At 70.0% G+C, this 15,016-nt stretch carries 16 protein-coding genes; 7 read left to right on the top strand and 9 right to left on the bottom strand.

Annotation, left to right across the window (positions count from 1 at the left end; genetic code table 11):
• The first annotated feature begins 78 nt into the window (after positions 1 to 78).
• Positions 79 to 510, top strand: coding sequence for a MarR family winged helix-turn-helix transcriptional regulator (locus LV79_RS02265; RefSeq protein WP_372495251.1), 432 nt, complete (start codon positions 79 to 81; stop codon positions 508 to 510).
• A gap of 90 nt (positions 511 to 600) precedes the next feature.
• Positions 601 to 1,869 (top strand): MFS transporter, encoded by a 1,269-nt coding sequence (locus LV79_RS02270; protein WP_308208935.1) that lies wholly within the window; start codon positions 601 to 603, stop codon positions 1,867 to 1,869.
• On the opposite strand, the gene LV79_RS02275 is transcribed toward LV79_RS02270, so the two are convergent.
• From LV79_RS02275 to LV79_RS02290, 4 genes are all read right to left on the bottom strand, one after another.
• Positions 1,870 to 2,280 (bottom strand): Imm1 family immunity protein, encoded by a 411-nt coding sequence (locus LV79_RS02275; protein WP_253831528.1) that lies wholly within the window; start codon positions 2,278 to 2,280, stop codon positions 1,870 to 1,872.
• Between the two features lie 8 nt (positions 2,281 to 2,288).
• The gene (locus tag LV79_RS02280; RefSeq protein ID WP_253831530.1) at positions 2,289 to 2,699 is read right to left on the bottom strand and encodes an Imm1 family immunity protein; all 411 of its coding nucleotides are present in this window, start codon (positions 2,697 to 2,699) and stop codon (positions 2,289 to 2,291) included.
• A gap of 65 nt (positions 2,700 to 2,764) precedes the next feature.
• Complete coding sequence (locus LV79_RS02285; RefSeq protein ID WP_253831532.1) at positions 2,765 to 5,692, bottom strand: sacsin N-terminal ATP-binding-like domain-containing protein; 2,928 nt, start codon at positions 5,690 to 5,692, stop codon at positions 2,765 to 2,767.
• Positions 5,689 to 6,591, bottom strand: a complete 903-nt coding sequence (locus tag LV79_RS02290) for a DUF3027 domain-containing protein (RefSeq protein ID WP_253831534.1) — start codon at positions 6,589 to 6,591, stop codon at positions 5,689 to 5,691. Before LV79_RS02290 ends, LV79_RS02285 begins: the two co-directional genes overlap by 4 nt.
• Positions 6,592 to 6,649: 58 nt before the next feature.
• Here LV79_RS02290 and LV79_RS02295 point away from each other — a divergent pair, with 58 nt between their 5' ends.
• The 3 genes from LV79_RS02295 (at position 6,650) to LV79_RS02305 (ending at position 9,850) form a co-directional block, all read left to right on the top strand.
• Positions 6,650 to 7,441, top strand: a complete 792-nt coding sequence (locus tag LV79_RS02295; protein ID WP_372495252.1) for a glutaminyl-peptide cyclotransferase — start codon at positions 6,650 to 6,652, stop codon at positions 7,439 to 7,441.
• A gap of 75 nt (positions 7,442 to 7,516) precedes the next feature.
• A complete protein-coding gene (locus LV79_RS02300) occupies positions 7,517 to 9,388 on the top strand; it encodes an MFS transporter (RefSeq protein WP_372495253.1) in 1,872 nt (623 codons plus the stop codon).
• Positions 9,389 to 9,397: 9 nt separating this feature from the next.
• On the top strand, positions 9,398 to 9,850 hold the full coding sequence (locus LV79_RS02305) for a DUF2771 family protein (protein WP_253831538.1): 453 nt from the start codon (positions 9,398 to 9,400) through the stop codon (positions 9,848 to 9,850).
• Between the two features lie 7 nt (positions 9,851 to 9,857).
• On the opposite strand, the gene LV79_RS02310 is transcribed toward LV79_RS02305, so the two are convergent.
• On the bottom strand, positions 9,858 to 10,244 hold the full coding sequence (locus LV79_RS02310; protein ID WP_204456171.1) for a cold-shock protein: 387 nt from the start codon (positions 10,242 to 10,244) through the stop codon (positions 9,858 to 9,860).
• A gap of 195 nt (positions 10,245 to 10,439) precedes the next feature.
• Between LV79_RS02310 and LV79_RS02315 the strand changes: the two genes are divergently transcribed.
• On the top strand, positions 10,440 to 10,631 hold the full coding sequence (locus tag LV79_RS02315) for a hypothetical protein (protein ID WP_253831540.1): 192 nt from the start codon (positions 10,440 to 10,442) through the stop codon (positions 10,629 to 10,631).
• Between the two features lie 3 nt (positions 10,632 to 10,634).
• On the opposite strand, the gene LV79_RS02320 is transcribed toward LV79_RS02315, so the two are convergent.
• Positions 10,635 to 11,219 (bottom strand): HAD family hydrolase, encoded by a 585-nt coding sequence (locus tag LV79_RS02320; RefSeq protein ID WP_253835693.1) that lies wholly within the window; start codon positions 11,217 to 11,219, stop codon positions 10,635 to 10,637.
• Between the two features lie 43 nt (positions 11,220 to 11,262).
• A complete protein-coding gene (locus tag LV79_RS02325) occupies positions 11,263 to 12,846 on the bottom strand; it encodes an AMP-binding protein (protein ID WP_253831542.1) in 1,584 nt (527 codons plus the stop codon).
• A 95-nt stretch (positions 12,847 to 12,941) separates the two neighbouring features.
• Here LV79_RS02325 and LV79_RS02330 point away from each other — a divergent pair, with 95 nt between their 5' ends.
• Positions 12,942 to 13,316 (top strand): YccF domain-containing protein, encoded by a 375-nt coding sequence (locus tag LV79_RS02330; protein ID WP_253835695.1) that lies wholly within the window; start codon positions 12,942 to 12,944, stop codon positions 13,314 to 13,316.
• On the opposite strand, the gene LV79_RS02335 is transcribed toward LV79_RS02330, so the two are convergent.
• The gene (locus LV79_RS02335; protein ID WP_253831544.1) at positions 13,317 to 14,126 is read right to left on the bottom strand and encodes a metallophosphoesterase; all 810 of its coding nucleotides are present in this window, start codon (positions 14,124 to 14,126) and stop codon (positions 13,317 to 13,319) included.
• Positions 14,127 to 14,221: 95 nt separating this feature from the next.
• Positions 14,222 to 15,013: an HAD-IIA family hydrolase gene (locus LV79_RS02340; RefSeq protein ID WP_253831546.1), complete on the bottom strand. Its 792-nt coding sequence runs from the start codon at positions 15,011 to 15,013 to the stop codon at positions 14,222 to 14,224.
• Positions 15,014 to 15,016: the final 3 nt, after the last annotated feature.

Below are 15,016 nucleotides of genomic sequence, written 5' to 3' on the forward strand. Positions count from 1 at the left end.
GTCGCCGTGCCGGGTGCCGGTGTGATGTCCTGGTAAGTTCGTCGACCGACGACTGTTTAGTGAGGTATGCTAAACATCGTGTCCGAGCCCGAGTACACCCTGACCAGCCGGTTGCGGCTGGCGGTGGTGCGGCTCAACCGCAGGCTCCGGGCGCAGCGGACCAACGCCACGGTCACCCTCACCCAGATCTCGGCGCTGTCGTGCCTGCACAAGTGCGGGCCGCTCAGCCCGGGGGAGCTCGCGGCGAAGGAAGGCGTCCAGCCGCCGTCGATGACCAGGGTCATCACCGCGCTGGAGGAACTGGGGTACGCGACCCGCAGCCCGCACCCGAGTGACGGCAGGCAGGCGATCGTCGCGCTGACCGACGAGGGCCGGGCGTTCCTGGAGGCGGACATCTCCGCGCGGGAGGCCTGGCTGGACAAGCGGCTGGCGGAGTTGACCGCCGAGGAGCGGGCCACGCTCACCAGGGCCGCCGAGATCATCGACAGGATGGCGGGGAACCAGAACTAGATGCCGACGTACGCGGGTGGTACCCGAGAGCAGCAGACCGAACGCACCTCGACGACACCCCCGCCGCGGCAACCTCCCCCCAAGCCGGGCATGTTCTCCTCGCTGCGGGTCCGCAACTACCGGCTCTTCGCCGCGGGCCAGGTCGTGTCCAATGTGGGCACCTGGATGCAGCGGATCGCCCAGGACTGGCTGGTGCTGGTGCTCACCGGCAACAACCCGGTGGCGCTGGGCATCGCCGCGGCGCTGCAGTTCCTGCCGACGCTGCTGTTCTCCCTGTGGGCCGGGGTGCTCGCCGACCGGCTGGACAAGCGCAAGCTGCTGATCTGGGTCCAGGTCGGACTCGCCGCGTGCGCACTGGTGCTCGGGGCGCTCGACGTGACCGGGGTCGTGCAGGTGTGGCACGTGTACGTGCTGTGCTTCGTGCTCGGCGCGTTCTCCGCGGTCGAGGTGCCGGTTCGCCAGTCGTTCGTCGCCGAGATCGTCGGCCGCTCCCAGGTCACCAACGCCGTCGCGATCAACTCCACCAGCTTCAACCTCGCGCGCATCGTCGGCCCGGCCATCGCGGGCGTCATGATCATCCTGATCGGCACCGGCTGGCTGTTCCTGGCCAACGCGGTGCTGACCTTCGCGGTCATCATCGGACTGTTGCGGATGGACCCGGCGAAGCTGATCCGCAGCCCCAAGGTCCCGCGCGCCAAGGGACAACTGCGGGAGGGCCTGCGCTACGTGCGGGGGCGCGCGGACATCCTGACCGTGATGGTGCTGGTGTTCTTCGTCAGCACGTTCGGCATGACGTTCTTCGTGACCCTCGCCGTCGTCGCCGCCACCGTCTTCAACCGCGACGCCGACGGGTACGGCCTCCTCTCGACCGCCCTCGCCGTCGGCACCCTGGCAGGCTCGATCCTGGCGGTGCGCCGCAGCTCCCGAGGACGCCCCCGAACCCGCATGCTGCTTGGCGCGGCCTTCGCCTTCGGCGTGCTGGAGGTGGTGGTCGGCCTGATGCCGAACTTCACGACCTTCGCCCTGGCCCTGATCCCCGTCGGCCTGTGCCTGATGACCTTCATGACCACGGCCAACTCCACCGTCCAACTAGCCGTCGCCCCCGAGATGCGCGGCCGCGTCATGGGCCTCTACATGCTCGTCTTCGTCGGCGGCAACCCCATCGGAGCCCCCATGGTCGGCTGGATGGCCGACCAGTGGGGCGCCCGCAGCCCCTTCCTCATCGGCGGCGCCATAGCCGCCCTAACCGCCATCACCTGCGGCCTCTTCCTCCTCACCCGCGGCGGCGTCCAACGCCCCGTAACCGGCTGGGGCCGCCTGCTACTGCGCCGCCCGGGATTCGAGAACCCAGTCAAGTAACTAGTCCTGCTCAGCTTCCTGCCACTCAACACAGGTCGGCCGCGCCCGGGTAACGAGGAACTCGGCCAGCGCTTGGTAGGCGACTTCGATGGGGACTTCGGCATGCGGGGGCAGGTGCATGTCGTGCAGGCCAGCCAGGTGGTAGGTCTGCCAGTCACTGTTGGTGCCGTCCTTCGGAACCAGGCGTTGGTCGTAGCTCACCCAAAGCAGAGCACCGAGGTGCCCGCGGACGCCTACCTCGAGGCTGACGGACTCAGCAGAAAGGAGGTCGGTCGGGCCTGCGGACACCGTCCAGACACAGGGGACCTTGAGAGCCTCATCGTTGAACGCACGCACCGCAGCAACGAGATCTTCACCAGGCCCCAAGTCATCTACGTGCAGAAACCCACTGCGCAGAACACCCTCGATCACTGTGGTGCCTAGTCCAACTCGGCTTCCTGCCACTCGACACAAGTAGGTCTGGCCCGAGTAACGAGGAACTCGGCCAGCGCTTGGTACGCGGTCTCGACGGGAACCTCGGCGTGCGGCGGCAGGTACATGTCGTGCAGGCCAGCCAGGTAGTAGACCTGCCAATCCGGGTTGGTGCCGGTAGCCGGTACCAAGAACTGCCCTCGGCTGATCCACATCAACGCCCCGGTTCCACCGTGGATGCCGACCTTCAGTCGAACTCGCGCCGACGAGAACAGGTCTGTGGATCCTGCGGATAGCAACCACGCGCACGGGATTTCCAGGCGGTCGTTGAGGTCTCGGAGTTCTGCGACGAGCGAGACCGGGAGCGCCAGGTCGTCCACGTGCAGGAACCCGCCGTATAGAAGGCCATCGATCACCACAGCAGCCAGTTCTACCTGCGGGCTCCCGGCTGCGGAAACGGCAATGAGCCCTCCGCAACGGGGGGCTATGTGAGGTAGTGGGTGGGTTCTTCGATCAGGGCGGTGAAGGTGTGGCGGTCGGGCCAGCGGTTGGTGGTCCAGGCTAGGGCTCGGGCCAGGGCCTCTGGGGTGTCTTCGCAGTGGATGACCGAGTCTTGGACCCACCAGGGGGTGTTGTGGTCGCCGGTGGGGGTGCGGACCATGAGTTTGTCGTGGACCAGGAGGGTGCCGAGGGGGATGTCGGCGGCCAGGAGTTCGCAGGCGGCGGCGACGGCGCCCAGGTCGGACCAGGGGACGGGGTCGGCGGCGGAGATGACCTCGCCTGCGGATTCCTCGGTCGCCAGCGGAAGGTCGAGCAGTTCCGCGAGGGGCTCGGCTAGGGCGAAGTCGGGGCCTGCGGCGACGACCTGGTCCTCGGGGAGGACGGTCAGCAGCCAGGGGGCGTCGAGGACAACGCAGTCGGTGGCGACGGTGCCCGCGAGCGTGCGGGTGGTTTCCGGGAGGCGGACCTCGGTCGGGTCGAACACCTCGTCGGCGACGGCTTCGGCGAGGGCGGCGTGGGTGCGCAGGACGGCGCCCGGGTGCAGGCCGCGGTCGGGGTCGCCCAGGCGGATGAGCAGGTCTTCGGCGTCGTCGGCGTTGTCGACGCGCAGCGCGGTGCGGACGCCGATCGCGGCGAGGACGCGGGGGTCGACGCCGATGTCCGGGACGGTGTCGTAGAGGCCCGCGAGGTCGTCGGCGTCGGCGAGGCGCCAGTCGGACGGGGCGGCGCCGCCGATGACGGCGTGCCTGGCGATCCACCAGCCGGTGTACCCGTCGGGTTCGAGCAGCGCGCGCCAGGTGTCCGGGTCGGCGGCGAGCAGTGCGAGCGCGCGGGGCCAGGCGTCGTCGGTGACCAGGTCCAGGTCGCGCACGGCCAGGACCCGCGCGGGCGGTTCCTGCCTGCTGTCCCACCACTCGGCCTCGTCGGCGAGCCCGTGGTCCGGCCCGCCGGGTGCCTCGTCGGCGACGAGGGCGAACGCGTCGAGCACACCGACCGCGACCAACACGTGGTCCGGCCACTCGGCGGCGACCTCGGCCGAGAGCACACCGACCGGCGCGTCCTCGTCGAGCACGTCCAGCAGCGGCGACCCGGGCAGCGCGAGCTCGTCGGCCCGCCGCCAGTCGCCGACGGAGTCCTTGAGCGCCAACGCGCCCAGCCACGGCAGCTCGCCCACGCGCACCCCGGCGTCGCGCACCAGCCGCAGCACGACCGACACCAGGCCGGTGATGTCCACATCGGACTCGACGTCGTCCAGGCTGCGCTCGACCGCGTCCTGCAGCCCGCCTGCGTCGAGCAGGTCGACCGGGCCGCCGCGGTACGCACCGAGGCGTTCCAGCACCGGGTGCGCGGCGTCGGCGTGCACCACGTGCAGCGCCCCGACCTCGGCGTGCGCGAGCAGTTCGAGCAGTTCGGCGTCCTCCACCAGCACCACGCCTGCCGGACCGGGCAGCGTTCGCCCGTCGGCCAGCGGCACCGGGAGCGCGCCGAGTTCCAGCCGCGCGGTGCCGTCGGTCTCCACGACCGGGGCGAGCGCGGTGTACAGGCGGTGCCACCACTCCGGCGGCCGGGCCCGGCCCGTGATCATCTCGACCACATCGGCCAGCCCGAGCCTGGGCACGTCCAACGCGGCGAGCGCGGCGGCGTGCCGTTGCGCGGAGAGCCAGCCGACGGCCAGGTCGGGAACGATCTCGGCGAGCAGTTCGGCCAGCCCGTCGGCCTCGGCGTCGAGCACCTGGGTGCGGGCGGGCGCGAGGTCGTCGCCCTCGGCGGCGGGCAGCCACGGGGCCTGCCGCAGCGCGGTGACCAGCAGTTCGCGCAACCGCTCGTCGACCTCGGAGAGCGGGAAGCCGACCAGCGGGACGAGTGCGGTGCGGTGCTCGGCGGGCGTCCGGCCGACGAGGTCGGGGTACGCGCGGGCGGCCTCGGCGAGCACGGCGGCCGCGGCGGGACCGGCGTGCAGCCTGCGCCGGGTCGGCTCGATGGGCAGGGTCGCGACCAGCCGGGCGGGCAGCGAAAGCCGTTCGTCGGTGGGCGTCGGGGCGTGCAGCACGTCGTCCCCGAGCGGCAGCGGGACGCCGTCCTGGTCGACCTTGACCGCCCAGCACACCGACCACTGGCGGCGGGCGCGCGCCTCGACGCCGAGGTGCTCGACCAGGTCGTCGGCGAGGGTGCCGGAAACCCGGTGCACCAGCCAGGACACGACGCCGTCCGGGCCGTGGATCTCGACGCGGGAGTCGTTGTCGACCCGCCACCAGGCGTCGTCACCGATCTCGATGCGGTCCAGGCGGGGAAGGGCGAGCAAGAGGTCGGCGGCTTGCGCTGCGAAGTCGGCGAGCAGCTTGCGGCCGTTGACTCCATCGCGCAGCGGTAGCCGTACCTCGGTGGCGAAGCCGGTAGGCACAACGGCGTCGGCAGGCCAGACCATGCGGAGTACCGGGACACGGCCACCGCGCTCGGCGGCCCTGGCGGCCAGGTCGGGGTGGTCGGCAATCGCGGTGCGCGTCTGCTCCGCGGAGAAGGTGACGCCACCGTTGAGCGACAGGACTGTCGGCGCATCGGTTACGGCAAGCACCGCGGCGAACCCGACGCCGAACTGGCCCACCCCCTGGGCGGCGCTCTTAGCGGACGCGCGTAAGGAGGCCAGTGCGGCGACACCGTCCGCGTCGAGCGGGCGACCCGTGTTGGCCGCGCGCAACTCGCCGTCCACTAGAGACAGTCGGAGCGTGCCGGTGCCGTCAGCGGCGTCGGCCGCGTTCTGCGCTAGCTCTACCAGCAGCCGGTCGCGGTAACCGCCGAGGTAGAGGTCTTCCTCGGCGTTGGCGTCCTCGCGGAACCTGGTCGGGGACGTGGTCCAGGCACTCAGCACTGCCGCACGGAGCGCGGCGGTGCCGAACGGGTCGGCGGCGCTCACCCTTGCTGGTCGGACTCGGGCTGACCGGAGGGTTCGTCGGCCTGCTCGGCCTGGGCCACGGCGGCGACGGCCTGCTCGACCGACTCCGCGCTCGGCTCACCGGCCGCGTGCTCGTCGGCTTCCGGGTCGGGCTCGTCAGCGGCGGCCTCGTGGGCCTCGATGTCGAGCCGCGCGTCGTCGTAGATCAGGTCGGCGACCAGCACCGGCGAGATCTGCTCGACCTCGGCCTCGGAGTGCGCGCCGCAGCCGTAGCCCGCGTGCACGGCACGACCGTCGGCGGGCGAGATCTCGTTCCCGCACACGCCGAACGCGGCACCGAGCGATCCGGCGACGGGCAGGTAGAAGCCGCAGGTGCCGCAGGACGCGGGCGCGCCGCGGGCCATGTCGGCGCCGGGCCCGAACTCACCGGTCTGCCAGCGGTCGGCGGCGTCCAGGCGACCGAGGCGCGAGAGCACGCGGACCCGGCCGAGGCCGACCTCCATCGCGAGTGCCTCGACCTCGGGGTCGTCGGACCCCGCGTAGCCGGGGGCGAGCCGGGGGTCGTCCGGGTCGGTCGGCAGCAGGTCGCCGACCCCCAGGTCACCGGCGCGGACCCGGTCCTGCCAGGGGATCCACGGCGGGGCGACGAGGGCGTCGGGGCCGGGCATCAGCGCGACCTCACTGACGGTCACGTCGTCATCCGGTGCGGCGATGGCGACGGTCACCGCCCAGCGCCAGCCGCGGTACCCGGGCTTGGCCGCGTCGAACAGGTGCGTTGCCGACGCCGAGTCCTCGGCCCGCACCGCGACGTGCGCGCCCACCTCGGCCCCGGCGTGCTCCCGCGCGGCGGCGCGCGCGAACTCGACCGCCGCGAGCAACGCGGGGTCGGTCACGACTTCTGGTGCAGGCGTCGAGGTCATCACCGCTGATTGTGCCCCACGCCTGAAGCGGGTGACACAGCCGTGTCACGCTAGTGGGGTGCTCGCCCGCCTGACCGCCGTCGCCGCCGTCCTCGCCTGCCTGGCCACGGGCTGTTCGGGGACCGAGCAGCGGCCGCCGAGCGGGGACCCCGGAGTGCCGACGCTGCGGCCGCAGGTACTGGCCGAGATCCCGCACGACCGGGCCGCTTTCACGCAAGGACTCGAACTCGTCGACGGCGTCCTCTATGAGGGGACGGGCTTAGAAGGCCAGTCGGAAGTTAGGGCTACCGACCCGGCTGACGGTGCGGTGCGGGAGCGGATGAAGCTGCCGGGTGAGTTCTTCGGCGAGGGCATCACCGTCGTGGGCGACCGGATCTGGCAGATCACCTGGCAGAACGGCGTGGCCATCGAGCGTGACCGGTCGACCCTGGAAGAGCGACGCAGAGTCACCTATGCGGGTGAAGGTTGGGGCCTGTGCCACGACGGCACCCGGCTGGTCATGAGCGACGGCACCGACAAGCTGACCTTCCGCGACCCGGCGACCTTCGCGGAGACCGGTGAGGTGCGGGTGCGCGACGCGCGAGGACCGGTCGTGAAGCTCAACGAGCTCGAGTGCGTCAACGGCGCCGTCTACGCGAACGTGTGGGAGACCGATCGGATCGTGCGCATCGATCCGGCCTCCGGTGGCGTCACCGCGGTGGTGGACCTGGCGGGACTACTCCCGGAGGGGGAACGCGCGGGCGCCGACGTGCTCAACGGTATCGCCGCGGTTCCCGGGACCGATGAGTTCATCGTGACCGGGAAGCTGTGGCCCAAGTTGTTCCGCGTCCGGTTCGCGACCTCGGGCTAGGTGCCCGAGACTGTCCACTCGACCGGCCGGTCGACTGGACCCCAGATCGGCCCCCGGTACGGCAGGATGGACCACGTGATTCGCAACGGCCCCGCTGATCAGCCGCCGTCCGGCCGCCGCTCGGGCCGGAAGGCGAAGCGGGGCTGGGCGGACGTGTCCCAGCCCAGTTGGCGCGACCCGGAGCAGCCGCCGACGACCGGCATCCCCCGCCAGAACCCCCAGGCCCCGCCGAGCCCGTCGCACCTCCCCCCGCACGCCCCGCACCGGGCCGACCCGACGAGGCGCGAGCCGCTCCCCCCGCCGCGCACGCGTCGGGTAGAGCCGCCGGAGGAGCAGCGGTACGAGACCTACGGTGACCGTGACCCTGACCGGTACGGCCGCCCCGACAGGTCCTACCGGGATGACCGTCCATACAGGGAAGACCGGGGCTACCGCGACGATCGGGACTACCGCGACGACAGGCCGTACCGGGATGAGCCGCGCTACCGGGAGTCAGGCACTCGGTACGAGGAAGAGCCGGGGACAGAGCTAGAGCGGCGAGACGGGCCACCGCCCGGTTACCCCAAGAAGCTGACCGTGACCAGGGTCGCGGCGATGCGCAGCAGGCAGCTGACCGCGCAGGCGATGACCGCGTTCCGCAAGGCCGCGAACGCCGACGGCGCCGACAAGTCCGGCCTGACCTCGCTGACCTACGCCACGATGCTCAACTACGCGGGCGACGCGGCCATGGCGGTCGCGCTGGCGAACACGCTGTTCTTCTCCGCGGCCAGCGGGGAGAGCAAGGGCAAGGTCGCGCTCTACCTGCTGATCACCGTGGCGCCATTCGCGCTGCTGGCGCCGGTGATCGGCCCGATGCTGGACCGGTTGCAGCGCGGCCGCAGGCTCGCCATGTGCGCGGCCTCGGCGGGTCAGGCGCTGATGTGCGTGATCATGGCGATGCACTTCGACGACTGGATGCTCTACCCGGCCGCGCTGGGGAAGATGGTCCTGTCCAAGTCGTTCACGGTGCTCAAGGCGGCGATCACGCCGAGAGTGCTACCGAGCGAGATAACCCTGGCCAAGACGAACGCGCGGTTGACGGTGTTCGGTCTAGCGGCCGGGATGGTGGCCGGAGCCATTGCGGCGTTGTTCCTGAACCTCTTCGGCTCACCGGGCGCGTTGTGGTTCACGGTCATCATCTGCGCTGTCGGCGCCGCACAGGCCCTACGGATCCCGGCGTGGGTCGAGGTAACCGAGGGCGAGGTCCCAGCTTCGATAAGCGCTCGCATGCCGCTACCGGCCACGAAACGAAGGCCCATGGGGCGGCACGTAGTGGTGTCGCTGTGGGGCAACGGGTCTATCCGCGTGTTGACTGGGTTCTTGATGATGTTCGCGGCGTTCGCGGTCCGCGCGCAGAACGAGGCCGAGCCGTTCCAACAGCTGCTCTTGCTGGGTCTTATCGCGGGCGCGGCAGGCCTGGGCAGCTTCGCCGGTAACGCTGTCGGCGCGCGCATCAACATCGGCAACCACGAGCAGGTAGTGCTGGGTTGTCTCATCGCCGCGTTGGCGACAACGGTGGTGGCCACCCTCACCGCGAGCATCTTCGCCGCGACCATCGTCGGTCTCGTTGGCGCTATCGCCAGCGCACTGGCCAAGAACAGCCTCGACGCCGTCATCCAGGACGACCTACCCGAGGAGTCGCGCGCGTCCGCGTTCGGCCGCTCGGAGACCGTGCTGCAGCTCGGCTGGGTGTTCGGCGGCGCTGTCGGCGTGCTCTTGCCGCCGATCTGGTGGGTCGGCTTCCTGGTCGTGTCAGTCATGCTGGCCTTGGGGCTGGCGCAGACCCTGGTCAGCCGTCGCGGTGGCAGCCTGATCCCCGGTTTCGGTGGTCAGCGGGCCGCCGAGGGCATGGCCGCCGCGCTGCGCCGGTTCCGCCCCGCACCACGGTCGGCACGGGACGACACGTAGGGTCGCGACGTGCGCAGAGCCATCACCGCCACACTCGCCGGTACCGCTGTCGTGCTCGCCGGATGCTCCGCTCCCCCGCCGCCGGACGTGACCTTCTACACCGACGGCGAGAGCGCGATCGCGAGCCCGATGGGGCTGTGCGAGGTCGGCAAGGACACCTGCCTGCAGGACCAGGACGCGGCGGTGACGCTACCGACCCGCAAGGGGCAGCCGGTGCAGATCTCGGTGTCGTCCAAGGTCGCCGACAGCCCCTGGGGCGTCGTGTTCTCCTACGTGGACCGCGACGGCCAGCAGATGGCCGCCAGCAGCAGGCTCATCTCCGACGGCAGCCTCAGCTACACGCTGGTGCCGCCGCCGGAGGCGGAACTGCTGATCTACGTCGAGGTGCAGAAGCTGCGCGCGGTGCAGGGCAAGCTGGTCGAGACCGGCATCTGGGGCCTGACCACGCGGCAGCGGGCCTGACCCGGGGTTACGGGTCGAGTTCCCTGGCGACCGCGCGGACCACCTCGGCGATCCGCTTGGTGACCTTCCGGTCGGGGTAGCGGCCGCGCTGCAGGTCCGGCTGGACGGTCGACTCCAGCATCTTGATCATGTCCTCGACCAGGCCGTGCAGCTCCTCCGCAGGCCTGCGCCGAGCCTCGACGACCGAGGGCGGGGCGTCGATGAGCCGGACCGACAGCGCCTGCGGACCCCGGCGCCCGTCGGCGACACCGAACTCGATGCGCTGCCCGGCCTTGAGACCGGGGACGCCCGCGGGCAGGGCGGACGCGCGGACGTAGACGTCCTCGCCACCGTCCTGCGTGACGAACCCGAAGCCCTTCTCCGAGTCGTACCACTTGACCTTGCCGGTCGGCACAGCTCTCACCGTTCCCTCGTCGTCAGTCCGTCCCGCGCACCCGGGGTCCCCGCCGCGCAAGACGAACGCGCCCCGGGGTCACCCGGGACGCGTCCCCCAAGCCTAAGCCAGCCCTTAGGTCGCCCCAGCCCCGCCTGAGCGTTACCGCCAACCCACCGCTGAGGACGCAACGGTCGGGGCGCCTATCCTGTTCCCATGGCGGCTCAATCCCACCCCTCGCGCACCCTCCACATCGCGTTCGCGCTGTTCGGGGTGGGCCTGCTCGCGGTGGTCGCCATCTTCGTGCTGGCCGCCATGGGCCACACAGCTCCGTGGCTGTGGGCCGTCTCGATGGCTTTCCCCGTGGGCCTCGCTCTCGCTGTCGTCCACGTTGTCCGCCGTCGGTAGCCCCTAGAGGCTACTCAAGTGGGCCTTGAGCCACACAGGGAATTCCGTGAGGTCGGGCAGGACGACGTCGGCTCCTGCGGCTAGGAGCTCCTCGGCGGTTCGCGGCCCGGTAGGCACACCGACGGAGATCGCGTTAGCGGCGTGGGCGCCCGCGACGTCGCCCTCGTGGTCGCCCACATAGATGCTGGCGCCGTGCGCGCGGAGCGCCTCGCCCTTGGCGGTCGACCAGAGTTCGCCGACGAGTGTGTCCACTTGCCACCCGAACTGGGCGAGGTGCTTGGCGGCGTTGGGCCCGTACTTGCCGGTCACGACCAGTGTTCGACCGCCTGCTTCGCGTACCGCAGCTAGAGCATCGCCTGCTCCCGGTAGCGCTACCGTCGCCGGGATGACGATGTCCGGGTAGAGCGCGCGGAACCGGGCCACCAGCCACGGGATGCGCTCCTCCGGCGCCTCGAACCCCCGGAAGATCATCTCCAGCGGCGGCCCCAGGTTGGCGGCGAAGTACTCGCCGTCCAGGGCCAGGCCGGTCTCGTCGGCGAGCGCGGCCATCGCGGCGACCATGCCGGGACGCGGGTCGATCAAGGTCATGTCCAGGTCGAAGCCGACCGCTAAGCCCTCCACGCCGCCCAAGCTACCCGCGCTCGAGGAGCTCGACGGCGGCCTGGCGCATCTCGACCTTGCGGACCTTGCCGGTCACGGTCATGGGGAACTCATCGACGATGTGCACGTACCGGGGGATCTTGTAGTGGGCGAGCTTCCCCGTGCAGAACTCGCGGATAGCGTCAGCGTCGAGCGGTTGCGTCCCCTCGCGCATGCGGACCCACGCCATCAGTTCTTCGCCGTAGCGCTCGTCCGGTACACCGATGACCTGGGCGTCAAGAATGTCCGGGTGTGTGTACAGGAACTCTTCCACCTCTCGCGGATAGATGTTCTCACCGCCACGGATAACCATGTCTTTGATGCGGCCGGTTATCTTCAGGTAGCCGTCGTCGGTCATGACCGCGAGGTCGCCGGTGTGCATCCACCTAGCGCTATCGATCACCTCAGCAGTCTTACCCGGTTCCTCCCAGTAGCCCAACATCACCGAGTAGCCCCGCGTGCAGAACTCCCCCGGCGTCCCGCGCGGCACAGTTAGGCCTGTGTCGGGGTCAACGACCTTGACCTCAAGGTGCGGGTGAACCCTCCCGACCGTGGAGACCCGCAGGTCTAGGGAGTCGTCAGCCCTGGTCTGGGTCGACACCGGCGAGGTCTCGGTCATGCCGTAGCAGATGGTCACCTCGGTCATGCCGAGCCGATCGATGACCTGCTTCATGACCTCTTCGGGACACGGCGACCCGGCCATGATGCCGGTCCGCAGCGACCCCAGGTCCAGCCCGTCCGCCTCGGCCAGCATCGCGATGAACATCGTCGGAACGCCATAGAGCGACGTACACCGCTCTTCCGCTACCGCACTCAATGTAGCTTTAGGATCAAACCCCGGTGATGGGATGACAATGCACGCACCGTGCGAAGTAGCAGCCAAGTTACCCATCACCATGCCGAAGCAATGATAAAACGGTACCGGCACACACACCCGGTCTTGCTCGGTGTAAGAGCATAGCTCGCCAACAAAGTAACCGTTGTTGAGGATGTTGTGGTGAGACAGCGTGGCGCCCTTGGGGAAGCCTGTGGTGCCTGAGGTGTACTGGATGTTGATCGGGTCGTCCGGCGACAGCGCTACCGCGGGGAGTGGGTCCCTGCACGTGACCAAGTCGTCCCAGGTCTCTTGGCCGATGAAGACGACGTCGCAGGCAGGGTTGACCTCGGCGATCATGGCCGCGTAGTCGGAGGTCTTGAAGCTGGGCGCGGAGATCAGGGTGCGCACGCCTGCCTGGTCGAGCACGTACTTGAGTTCGTGCACCCGGTATGCGGGGTTGATATTGACTAGAATGGCACCGATCTTCGCGGTGGCGTACTGGACGAAGACCCACTCGGCGCAGTTCGGCGCCCAGATCCCAACCCGGTCCCCCTTACCCACTCCGAGCGCGAGCAGCCCTTGTGCGACCGCGTCTACCTCGGCAGACAGCTCACGGTAGGTCCACCTTCTGCCGGTAGCCCTGTCCACGAGGGCGTCTCGGTCTCCATAGGCGGCGACGGTGCGGTCTAAGTTCTCGCCGATCGTGTCACCGAGCAGCGGCGCGGTGGACGTCCCGGACGAGTAGCTGGGCAGCGGCATCGAACGCTCCTTCCGGCTGTGGGCCAGGTCACCATCCTGCAACCGCGGGGCGGATCTGGACACCCGTGGTTCACCGGATGCGCAAGACTGTGCTGGTGCGACTCCTGCTGAACCTGATCTGGCTCGTCCTCTGCGGCTTCTGGATGGCCATCGGCTACGTGATCGCGGGCGTGATCTGCTGCGTCCTGATCATCACGATCCCGTTCGGCCTGGCGTCGTTCCGCATCGCCAACTACGCGCTGTGGCCGTTCGGCCGCACCATCGAACCGCGCCGCGAGGCCGGGGCGGCGTCGGTGATCGGCAACCTGATCTGGATCATCTTCGCGGGCTGGTGGCTGGCCGTCGGCCACATCGTCACCGGCATCGCGCTGTGCGTCACGATCATCGGCATCCCGCTGGGCATCGCCAACTTCAAGATGATCCCGGTGTCGCTCGTCCCGCTGGGCTCGCGGATCGTGCCGACGGCGTAGTCAGCTCTTATCCGCGTTCCACGGCAGCGACACCACCAGGCAGGGCCCTCCTACGAACAACCCCGCGTCGACGCCGAGAGCCTTACCATTCGCGTAGAGGTAAGGGCCCTCGATCTGCGTTGGCAGTACCCCGAGCTGGTCAGCGATAACGCTGTGCCCGTGCACGACCTGCTTACCGCCTAGAGCCGTGAGCAGCTCGTCCGCCGCCGCCTCCCCCTCCGGGCCGCGGAAGGCGTACCGGGTGGTCATCCGGCGCCAGACCTCCCACCACTCGGCGGAGTCCTCCGACTGGAGCACCGCCCGGACCGACTCGTTGATGGCGTCGATGTCCTCGCCCCACAGCAGGTACTGCGTGGTGTCGGAGTGCATCAGGAGGTGGTCGTCGACCAGGCCGATGACCGGGCGGGTGGTCAGCCACTCGATGTGCTCGTCGGTGAGCGACGCCTGGTCGGTCTCGACGCCGCCGTTCATGCTCCAGCTGCGGGCGAAGCTGCGCGGGCCGAACTCCGACGGGATCGGCTCGTCACCGAACAGGTACATGCCCAGCAGCAGGATCTCGTGGTTGCCGAGCAGGGTCTCGACCTTGCCGCCGGCCTGGGCCGCCTGGTCGGCGAGGGCGCGGACCAGGTCGATGACGCCGATGCCGTCGGGACCCCGGTCCACGAAGTCGCCGAGGAACCACAGGTGGTCGCGGCCACCGTCCCAGTCGCCCGCCTCGGTGACCAGCCCCTCGGCGCGCAGAGCGGTCAGCAGCTCCGCGCGGTGGCCGTGGATGTCGCCGACGACGTAGGTCGCCCTGTCCTTCTCCACAGCGACGACCCTAGGGGAGCCACCCCGGCGACGCGCAGCGATCGGTAACCGCGACCGGCGACGACGACTCACCGTGACCACCTTCCACCATGGCGCTAAGACTCGGGAAACGGGTCGGCCGTGCCGCCGACCAGGTCGGCGACCGACCCGATCACCCGGGTCGGTCGGTAGGGGAACAGCTCGGCGGTCGTGGCACCGGAGATGCCGGACAGCACGAGGATGGTGCGCAGGCCCGCCTCCAGCCCGCTGCGGACGTCGGTGTCCATCCGGTCGCCGATCATCAGCGTGTGCTCCGAGTGCGCGCCGACCGACCGCAGCGCCGACCGCATCATCAGCGGGTTCGGCTTGCCGACGTAGTACGGGGCGCGGCCGGTGGCCCGCTCGATCAGCGCGGCGACCGAGCCGGTGGCGGGCAGCGAGCCCTCGCGGCTGGGGCCGGTCGCGTCCGGGTTCGTCGCGATGAACCGGGCGCCCGCCTCGACCAGCCGGATGGCCCGGGTGATCGCGGTGAAGCTGTAGGTGCGGGTCTCACCGAGGACCACGTAGTCCGGGTCGCGGTCGGTGAGGACGTAGCCGATCTCGTGCAGCGCGGTGGTCAGCCCGGCCTCGCCGATCACGAACGCGGAGCCGCCGGGCCGCTGGCTGTCCAGGAAGCGGGCGGTGGCCAGCGCGGAGGTCCAGATCGCGGTCTCCGGCACGTCCAGGCCGGTGCGCAGCAGCCTGGCCCGCAGGTCGCGCGGGGTGTAGATCGAGTTGTTGGTCAGCACGAGGAACGGCGTGCCGGTCGCGGTGAGCTCGGCGATCAACTCGTCGGCGCCGGGGACCAGGTGCTCCTCGTGCACCAGGACCCCGTCCATGTCCATCAGGTACGTCCACCGGCCGGTCATGGC

The sequence above is a fragment of the Actinokineospora globicatena genome, assembly GCF_024171945.1.
GTDB classification, from domain to species: domain Bacteria; phylum Actinomycetota; class Actinomycetes; order Mycobacteriales; family Pseudonocardiaceae; genus Actinokineospora; species Actinokineospora globicatena.

Bases quoted from the DNA above. Each gene is read 5' to 3' on its own strand.
- LV79_RS02290 (WP_253831534.1), bottom strand. From the start codon at position 6,591: ATGACCTCGACGCCTGCACCAGAAGTCGTGACCGACCCCGCGTTGCTC.
- LV79_RS02320 (WP_253835693.1), bottom strand. From the start codon at position 11,219: ATGACCTTGATCGACCCGCGTCCCGGCATGGTCGCCGCGATGGCCGCG.
- LV79_RS02325 (WP_253831542.1), bottom strand. From the start codon at position 12,846: ATGCCGCTGCCCAGCTACTCGTCCGGGACGTCCACCGCGCCGCTGCTC.
- LV79_RS02315 (WP_253831540.1), top strand. From the start codon at position 10,440: ATGGCGGCTCAATCCCACCCCTCGCGCACCCTCCACATCGCGTTCGCG.
- LV79_RS02270 (WP_308208935.1), top strand. From the start codon at position 601: ATGTTCTCCTCGCTGCGGGTCCGCAACTACCGGCTCTTCGCCGCGGGC.
- LV79_RS02340 (WP_253831546.1), bottom strand. From the start codon at position 15,013: ATGACCGGCCGGTGGACGTACCTGATGGACATGGACGGGGTCCTGGTG.